This is a genomic window from Falsiroseomonas oryziterrae, assembly GCF_021864505.1.
Taxonomy (GTDB): Bacteria; Pseudomonadota; Alphaproteobacteria; order Acetobacterales; family Acetobacteraceae; genus Falsiroseomonas; species Falsiroseomonas oryziterrae.
Genome location: NZ_JAKJIB010000169.1, coordinates 1 through 8,152 on the forward strand (window position 1 = coordinate 1; position 8,152 = coordinate 8,152).

General features: G+C 70.7%; 8 protein-coding genes. 2 read left to right on the forward strand and 6 right to left on the reverse strand.

Annotation, left to right across the window (positions count from 1 at the left end; all coding sequences use genetic code 11):
- Window positions 1–948, reverse strand: a 948-nt coding sequence (locus L2I40_RS13975; protein ID WP_237215574.1) for an FG-GAP-like repeat-containing protein, incomplete at its 3' end; no start/stop codon positions are given.
- Window positions 949–1,107: 159 nt separating this feature from the next.
- On the opposite strand from L2I40_RS13975, the gene L2I40_RS13980 reads away from it, so the two are divergent.
- Together L2I40_RS13980 and L2I40_RS13985 are read left to right on the forward strand one after the other, a co-directional pair.
- A complete protein-coding gene (locus L2I40_RS13980; protein WP_237215575.1) occupies window positions 1,108–2,502 on the forward strand; it encodes a leucyl aminopeptidase family protein in 1,395 nt (464 codons plus the stop codon).
- A gap of 172 nt (window positions 2,503–2,674) precedes the next feature.
- On the forward strand, window positions 2,675–3,076 hold the full coding sequence (locus L2I40_RS13985; protein ID WP_237215576.1) for a MarR family transcriptional regulator: 402 nt from the start codon (window positions 2,675–2,677) through the stop codon (window positions 3,074–3,076).
- Between the two features lie 9 nt (window positions 3,077–3,085).
- On the opposite strand, the gene L2I40_RS13990 is transcribed toward L2I40_RS13985, so the two are convergent.
- The 5 genes from L2I40_RS13990 to L2I40_RS14010 all read right to left on the reverse strand — a co-directional run.
- Window positions 3,086–4,018 carry a 2-hydroxyacid dehydrogenase gene (locus L2I40_RS13990; RefSeq protein ID WP_237215577.1) on the reverse strand — a complete coding sequence of 311 codons (933 nt, stop codon included), beginning with the start codon at window positions 4,016–4,018 and terminating at the stop codon, window positions 3,086–3,088.
- Window positions 4,018–4,497 carry a hypothetical protein gene (locus L2I40_RS13995; protein WP_237215578.1) on the reverse strand — a complete coding sequence of 160 codons (480 nt, stop codon included), beginning with the start codon at window positions 4,495–4,497 and terminating at the stop codon, window positions 4,018–4,020. Before L2I40_RS13995 ends, L2I40_RS13990 begins: the two co-directional genes overlap by 1 nt.
- Window positions 4,494–6,104 (reverse strand): ABC transporter ATP-binding protein, encoded by a 1,611-nt coding sequence (locus L2I40_RS14000; protein WP_237215579.1) that lies wholly within the window; start codon window positions 6,102–6,104, stop codon window positions 4,494–4,496. The genes L2I40_RS13995 and L2I40_RS14000 overlap by 4 nt, the downstream gene beginning before the upstream one ends.
- 25 nt (window positions 6,105–6,129) lie before the next feature.
- Entirely contained in the window at window positions 6,130–7,164 is a 1,035-nt protein-coding gene (locus L2I40_RS14005) for an ABC transporter permease (protein WP_237215580.1), read from the reverse strand.
- Window positions 7,161–8,152, reverse strand: a 992-nt coding sequence (locus L2I40_RS14010) for a microcin C ABC transporter permease YejB (protein ID WP_237215581.1), incomplete at its 5' end; no start/stop codon positions are given. The genes L2I40_RS14005 and L2I40_RS14010, both read right to left, overlap by 4 nt.

The following is an 8,152-nucleotide window of genomic DNA, read 5'->3' on the forward strand; positions in this document are numbered from 1 at the left end:
GAGGACGCCGTCATTGCCGAAGCCGACGATGTCGTCGCGGCCGTCGCCGTTCACGTCGGCCATCATGCGCGGGAAGACGTCGTTGCTCGACCAGCCTCCGGCCGAGGCGCCGAAGCCGAACTCGCGCGAGGCGAAGTAGGCCGGCCCAAAGCCGCCCGCGCCGGTGTTGAGCGAGACGAGGACGCCGTCATTGCCGAAGCCGACGATGTCGTCGCGGCCGTCGCCGTTCGCGTCGGCCATCATGCGCGGGAAGACGGTGTTGCTCGACCAGCCGCCGGCCGAGGCGCCGAAGCCGAACTCTCTGCTGGCCTGGGTCGCCGGCGCGAAGCCGCCGACCGGCGATGGCCCTGGAGCCGGGGGCGGCTGATCCACGATGCCGGGCGCGTTCGGGTCCAGGATGTTAGCAACGGCGATGCGCCGATCGGCGAACTGGAACTCCTCGAACCCCGTGACGGTGTCCACGCCGTCATTCTGCTCGCGGCCGGCCGGGAAGTTATCCGTGATGATGAAGCGGTCACCGTCCGCCACGATGGTGTAATCAGCGCGATTGCCGAACAGGAAGAGCCGGTCGGTGCCCTCTCCGCCATCCAGGGAATCGTTGCCCTCCGCGCCGCGGATAAGGTCGTCGCCGTCCAGCCCGAAGATGCTGTCGTTCCCCGTCAGCCCGAGCAGCAAGTTGCCGAAATCGTTGCCGAAGATGATGTCGTCCCAGCCAGAACCAGCGGCGCCGCTGATCCCGAAGAGCTGATCCGTCCCGCCGAAGCCGTCATTGTCGGTGACGTTGGCGAAGAGCCGGATGCCGACCGCGAAGGGCGAGCTCCAGTAGACGACGATGTCGAAGCCGCCGCCCCCGGTGATGACGTCCGAGCCGCCCGCCCCCAGGAAGGTGTCGTTCTCCCCCGTGCCGACGAGATTGTCGTTGCCGTCCGAGCCCGCGATGAATGCCATGGTGTCGTTCCATCCCGCCTGCCGAGGTGAGGATCGGAACGCTCTCGGTCCGAAGGCGATCCATCACAGCTGTGTTGCGCCGCGTTGGGTGTCGCGCCTGTGGCTGCCAGGCTGGTGACGACGCTTCCGCCACCCGCGTAAGTTGTGCGATGAACCCTCATGCTCGACCTGATCGCCGATTCGTCGGCTGCGCCCCGGACACTCAACGTCGCATCGCCCGATGGCCTCGAGGCCCTGCTGGCCCGGCTCGAACCGGGGCAGGCCGCCTGGCTCCGGGGCCACGGGTTCACCGCCAAGGCGCAGGAGCTCGTCCTCCTGCCGGGACCGGAGGGCATCGCCGGCGCGGTGCTCGGGCTCGGGAGCGACCCGCAGGAGGCCGCGAGCCCCTGGGCGTTCGGCGCCGCCCCCTTCGCCCTCCCCGAAGGCACGGCGTGGCGGATCGAGGGGGCGCCGGATCCCCACGCCGCGGTGCTCGGCTGGTGCCTGGGCGGCTATCGCTACCGGCAGCTGAAGTCGCAGCTGGGACGCGCGCCGGCCAGGCTTGTGCCTCCGCCGGGCAGCGACGCGGCGCTGCGGGAGGCGGCCGCGATCTGCCGCGGGCGCGACCTGATCAACACGCCTGCCAACCATCTCGGCCCCGCCGAGCTGGCCGAGGCGGTGCACGCGCTCGGCGCCACCCATGGCGCGACCGTCGAGATCGTCGAGGGCGCGGCGCTGGCCGAGGGCTTCCCGGCGGTGCAGGCGGTGGGCGGCGGCTCGCCCCGCGGCCCCCGCGTGGCCGTGCTGCGCTGGGAGGGGGCGAAGGACGCGCCGCTGGTGGCGCTGTGCGGCAAGGGGGTCTGCTTCGACACCGGCGGGCTCGACCTCAAGCCCTCGGCCGCGATGCTCCGCATGAAGAAGGACATGGGCGGCGCCGCGGCGGTGATGGCGGCGGCCGAGATGCTGATGGCGGCGAAGGCGCCGATCCGCCTGCTCCTGCTGGTCGGCGCCGTGGAGAACGCCGTCTCAGGCACCGCCTTCCGGCCGCTCGACGTGATCCGCACCCGCAAGGGGCTGAGCGTCGAGATCGGCAACACCGACGCCGAGGGGCGCCTGGTGCTGGCCGACCTGCTGGCCTATGCGGCGGAACAGCAGCCGGACCTCGTGGTGGATTGCGCGACGCTGACCGGGGCGGCCCGGGTCGCGCTCGGACCCGACCTGCCTGCGCTCTTCACCGACGACGATGGCTTCGCGGGCACACTGTTGCAGTCCGGCCAGACAAAGAACGATCCCCTGTGGCGCCTCCCGTTACAGGGAACTTACGTTTCCTGGCTCGACAGCCCCGTGGCCGACCTCAACAACGTGGCGGCCAAGCCGATGGCCGGCGCGATCATCGCGGCGCTCTTCCTCAAACGCTTTGTTCCTCAAGGCCTGCGCTGGGCGCATGTGGACCTCTACGCCTGGAACGACAGCACGCGGCCGGGACGCCCCGAGGGCGGGGAAGTGCAGGCCGCGCGGGCCATCGCCGATGCAGTGATGCGCATGAGTGGCCCGGAAATCGCGGCAGGACGGTAACAAGACCAAGATGAAGCGGGAACTTTCGAGGTCTGGACGCTCTGCAAGGAGTGCTTCGCGCGAGGACCATTCAGGCAAAGGCTTATCGCAGGGGCGCGCCATGGAATGGACCGGCGCCGCGGGGAAACGGGCACCGGGACGCCGGGACGGTGCCGAGGAAGGATTTGAGACCATGGCGACGCAGACCAACCCCGACGTTCTGGTCGGCATCCTTCGGGACACAGTGGTGGCGCTGGTCCGCAGGGACGGCCCGGACCTGTCGGCGCGCCAGCTCGGCGTGTTCCTGACCGTCTACCTGACCGACGGCCCGCACACAGTCCGCGGGCTTGCGGCCGAGCTGAACGTGTCCAAGCCGGCGATCACGCGCGCCCTCGACCGGCTGGGCGAGCTCGACCTCGCGCGTCGCAAGGTGGATCCGATGGATCGCCGCAGCGTGCTGGTGCAGCGCACGCTGAAGGGCGCGGCCTTCCTGCGCGACATGCGCAGCATCATGGTCGGCGCCGAGCAGCAGGCGCATGAGAACCCGCCGCAGATCGCGGCGGAGGTGGCCGACCCGTCGCGCCGGGCGGGCTGACCGGGCGGCTCAGTACCCGGCGGAGAAGTCCACCAGGTTGATCAGCGGGCGGCCAGCGCGGGCGCGGTGGATGTTCTCCACCACCTGCGGCGCCGCGCTGGACGGGATGGTGATGCTGGCCGCGTGCGGCGTCATCACCACGCGCGGGTGCGACCAGTAGGGGTGCTCGGGCGGCAGGGGCTCGGGCTGGAAGACGTCCAGCGCGGCGGCCGCGACCTGCCCGCTGTCAAGCGCCGCGAGCAGGTCGGCATCCACCACATGGCCGCCCCGGGCGCCGTTGATGACGAAGGCGCCGCGCGGCAGGCGGGCAAGCAGCCCCGCGTTCACGATGCCCCGCGTCTCCGGCGTCAGCGGCAGCAGGCAGACAAGGATGGCCGACCGCGCCGCCATCGCGGCCAGGCCGTCCGCGCCGTGGAAGGTCTCGACGCCCTCCACCTGCCTCGGCCGGCGCGTCCAGCCCATGACCGGAAAGCCGAGGCCGCGCAGTAGCCCGGCCGCATGGGTGCCGAGCTCGCCGAGGCCGAGGATGCCGACGCGCCGCTCCGCCGTCACCGGCGCGTCCAGCTCCAGCCAGACCCGGTCGCGCTGCTGGGCGCGGTACTCGAGGTCCTGGCGATGGAAGCGCAGCACGTTCAGCAGCACCCACTCGCCCATCTGCGTGGTCAGCATGCGGTCGACGAGGCGCGCGACCGGGATGCCGGGCGGCGGCCCGGGCGGGCGCAGGAGGTGGTCCACGCCGGCGCCCATCGAGACGATGAGCCTGAGGTTCGGGTAGCGCCGCAGCTCCGCCATGTCGTGCGCGGTCCAGACCACCGCGGCCTCGATATCGGCGGGCTCGCCGGCATCCGGGAACATGCGGATCTCGAGCGTCGGGTCCACCGCGAGCAGCGCGTCGCGCCACATCGCCATGGTCGCCGCCTTGGTGGAGAGCAACACGGCCATCAGGCGGCCTCCTGCATCGGCGCCGAGGTCTCGCGCACTACCATGCGCACGAAGCTGCGCCAGTCGTCGCGCCGGGTCGCCGCGAATTTCCGCCCGTCTGGCAGCTCGGCGAAGAGGCTGAGGACGCCCTTGGCCCAGAGCGCGTCGAAATGCGCGTCGGATTGCAGCGCCCAGGCCGCGGTGCGGTCGAAGACGCCGTCCTTCACGCGCGGCTGCACCTTGGTCAGCCACCACCAGCAGCCCACCGCCAGCACCGCGGCGCCCAGGTAGAAATGCACCACGGCGGTCGCGGCGAAGGAGCCGAAAAGGATCAAGGCCGCCGGCCAGACATTCTCGCCATAGCGGTACACCGGGCTGCCGGGCGAGTTCATCTTGCGGATATGCACGCCGAGCCTCAGGCGCCGCTGATCCAGCAGCTCCCGCATCATCTCCAGCGGCAGCCGGCCGGCCTCGTCGTCGCTGCTTCCCTCGCCACTCATGTCCTGACCGTGTCCGCCTCGGCGGCGGCCAGGTCGAAGGCGGCCGCCATCAGGGCGCGCGTGTAGGGCTGTTGCGGCGCGGCGACAACCGCCTCCGCCTCGCCCTGCTCTACCACCTTGCCGTCCTTGAGCACGACGATCCGGTGCGCCATCGCGCGCACCACGCGCAGGTCGTGGCTGATGAACAGATAGGCCAGGCGGTGCTTCGCCTGCAGCTCGCGCAGCAGCTCCACCACCTGTGCCTGGACCGAGACGTCGAGCGCGCTGGTCGGCTCGTCCAGCACGACGAGGCGCGGCTTCAGAACCAGGGCGCGGGCGATCGCGATGCGCTGGCGCTGGCCGCCGGAGAATTCATGCGGGTAGCGCGCCATCATCTCCGGCACCAGGCCGACTTCCTGGAGCGCGGCGGCCACGCGGGCGTCGCGCTCGGCGGCCGAGAGCTTCTCGTGCACCGCGAGACCTTCGCCGACGATCTCGCCCACCGTCATGCGCGGCGAGAGCGCGCCGTAGGGATCCTGGAAGACGATCTGCATGCGCGCGCGCAGGGGGCGCAGCGCCGCCCGATCCAGCCCCTGTATGTCACGGCCCTCGAAGGCGATGCTGCCCTCGCTCTGCTCCAGGCGGAGCATCGCCAGGCCCAGCGTCGTCTTGCCGGAGCCGGACTCGCCGACCAGCCCGACCGTCTCGCCTTCCCGGATTTCGACGGAGACGCCGTCCACCGCCTTCACCACGCCGACGACGCGGCGCAGCACGCCGCGGCGGATCGGGAAATGCACCTTCACGTCGCGGCCCTGCATCACCAACGGTGCAGTCGGCTGCACCGGTGCGGGACGGCCGCGCGGCTCCGTCGCCAGGAGCATCTTCGTGTAGTCGTGCCGCGGCCGTGTGAAGACCTCGGCGACGGGGCCCTGCTCCACGGCGCTGCCATGGCGCATCACGACGACCCGGTCGGCATGCCGCCGCACGATCTGCAGGTCGTGGGTGATCAGCAGCATCGCCATGTCGAGCCGCCGCTTGAGGTCGGCGAGCAGCTCGAGGATCTGGGCCTGGATGGTGACGTCGAGCGCCGTCGTCGGCTCGTCGGCGATCAGCAGCGCGGGGTCGTTGGCGAGTGCGGCGGCGATCATCACGCGCTGGCGCTGGCCGCCCGAGAGCTGGTGGGGATAGGCGTTCAGCCGGTCCTCCGCCTGCGGGAAGCCGGCGCGGCGCAGCAGCTCGACCACGCGGCTCCGCAGCGCCTCGCCCTTCATCGGGCGGTGCAGCGTGACCGCCTCGCTCACCTGGCGGCCGACGGTGTGCAGCGGGTTGAGGCTGGTCATCGGTTCCTGGAAGACCATGCCGGCGACGCCGCCGCGAAGGCGCCGCAGCGCCTCGCCCTCGGCGGCCAGCACATCGGTCCCGTCGAGCATGATGCGGCCGGCGGGATTGGCGCCGGCGCCGGGCAGGAGCCGCAGGCAGGACAGCGCTGTCACCGACTTGCCGGAGCCGGACTCGCCCACCAGCGCCACCGTCTCGCCGCGCCGCACGTCGAAGGAGACGCCCTCGACGACGCGCTTGCCGGCGAAGGCGACCGAGAGGTTCTCGACCGAGAGGATCGGCGGGCTCATCGCCCGCGATCCGTCGAGGCGGCGGTCATCGGCCTCCTCCGGGCAGCTTGCGCGGATCGAAGGCGTCGCGCACCGCCTCGCCGACGAAGATCAGCAGGGTCAGCACGCCGCCGAGCACGAAGAAGGCGGTGATGCCGAGCCAGGGCGCCTGGAGGTTGTTCTTCCCCTGCGCCACGAGCTCGCCGAGGGAGGGCGAGCCGGGCGGCAGGCCGAAGCCGAGGAAGTCGAGCGAGGCGAGGATGGTGACCGAGCCCGAGAGGATGAAGGGCAGGAAGGTCAGCGTCGCCACCATCGCGTTCGGCAGGATGTGGCGGCGCATGACGGTCACGTCGCCGACGCCCATCGCCTTGGCGGCGCGGACGTAGTCGAAGTTGCGCCCGCGCAGGAATTCGGCCCGCACCACGCCGGTCAATCCCATCCAGGAGAACAGCAGCAGGAAGACCAGCAGGGTCCAGAAGCTCGGCTCGATGACGCTTGCGAGGATGATCAGCAGGTAGAGTTGCGGCATGCCCGACCAGACCTCGATGAATCGCTGGAAGCCCAGATCCACCCAGCCGCCGTAGTAGCCCTGCACCGCACCGGCGGCGACGCCGACGAGCGAGCTGACGATGGTCAGCGTGAAGCCGAACAGCACGGAGATGCGGAAGCCGTAGATCACGCGCGCCAGCACGTCGCGGCTCTGGTCGTCGGTGCCGAGCCAGTTGCGCGCCGAGGGCGGCGCCGGTGAAGGACGGCCGAGGTCGCGCACGATGGTGCGGTGGTTGTAGGGGATGAGCGGCCAGACCGCCCAGCCGCCCTTCTCCCGGAACTCGCCGATCACCTCGGGGTCCTTCCAGTCCATCGCGAAGGGCAGGCCGCCGGGGATCACGTCCTCCTCCGCGTAGTCCACCACCACCGGGAACAGCCAGCGGCCGTCCACCTGGGCGACCAGCGGGCGGTCGTTGGCGATGAACTCGGCGAAGAGCGTGACGAGGAACAGCGCGGCGAAGATCCACATGGACCACCAGCCGCGCCGGTTCGCGCGGAAGTTCTCGATCCTCCGGCGATTGATCGGGGTCATCGGCGGGCTTCGAAGTCGATGCGCGGGTCCACCACCGTGTACATCACGTCGCCGACGATCTGCATCAGCAGGCCGAGCAGCGTGAAGATGTAGAGGGTCGCGAACATCACCGGGTAGTCGCGCCGGATCGCGGCCTCGAAGCCCAGCAGGCCAAGCCCGTCCAGCGAGAAGACGATCTCCACCAGCAGCGCGCCGGTGAACAGGATGCCTATGAAGGCCGCCGGGAAGCCCGCGATGATCAGCAGCATCGCGTTGCGGAACACATGCCCGTAGAGGACCTTCGTCTCGGTGTTGCCCTTGGCGCGCGCGGTGACGACGTACTGCTTGCCGATCTCGTCGAGGAAGCTGTTCTTCGTCAGCATCGTCAGCCCGGCGAAGCCGCCGATGACCAGCGCCAGCGTCGGCAGCGCCATGTGCCAGAAGTAGTCCAGGACGCGGTCCCAGAAGGGCCAGAGCTCCGACCCGGGGGAGGACAGGCCGCGCAGCGGGAACCACTGCAGGAAGGACCCGCCGGCGAAGAGCACCACCAGCAGGATCGCGAAGAGGAATCCCGGGATCGCATAGCCGACCAGCACGACGCCGCTGGTCGCGACGTCGAAGCGGCTGCCGTCCTTCACCGCCTTGCGGATCCCGAGCGGGATCGAGACCAGGTAGATGATCAGCGTGGACCAGAGGCCGAGGCTGACGGAGACCGGCATCTTCTCGATGATCAGGTCCACCACAGGCCGGTCGCGGAACAGGGAGCGGCCGAAGTCGAAGGTCAGGTAGCCGGCCAGCATCTCCTGGAAGCGGACATGGGCAGGCTTGTCGAAGCCGAACATGCGCTCGATGTCGGCGACGATGGCGGGATCGAGCCCCCGCGCGCCGCGATAGGTGCCGACCGGCCCGCCGCCCTCGCCGCCGCCGGCGGACAGGCCGGTGCCGTTGCCGCCCGGCTGGCGCGTCTCGCCGCCGCCTTCGCCGGTGAGCCGCCCGAGCGTCGCGCCCT

Bases quoted from the DNA above. Each gene is read 5' to 3' on its own strand.
- L2I40_RS13995 (WP_237215578.1), bottom strand. From the start codon at position 4,497: ATGAGTGGCGAGGGAAGCAGCGACGACGAGGCCGGCCGGCTGCCGCTG.
- L2I40_RS13985 (WP_237215576.1), top strand. From the start codon at position 2,675: ATGGCGACGCAGACCAACCCCGACGTTCTGGTCGGCATCCTTCGGGAC.
- L2I40_RS13980 (WP_237215575.1), top strand. From the start codon at position 1,108: ATGCTCGACCTGATCGCCGATTCGTCGGCTGCGCCCCGGACACTCAAC.
- L2I40_RS13990 (WP_237215577.1), bottom strand. From the start codon at position 4,018: ATGGCCGTGTTGCTCTCCACCAAGGCGGCGACCATGGCGATGTGGCGC.
- L2I40_RS14005 (WP_237215580.1), bottom strand. From the start codon at position 7,164: ATGACCCCGATCAATCGCCGGAGGATCGAGAACTTCCGCGCGAACCGG.
- L2I40_RS14000 (WP_237215579.1), bottom strand. From the start codon at position 6,104: ATGAGCCCGCCGATCCTCTCGGTCGAGAACCTCTCGGTCGCCTTCGCC.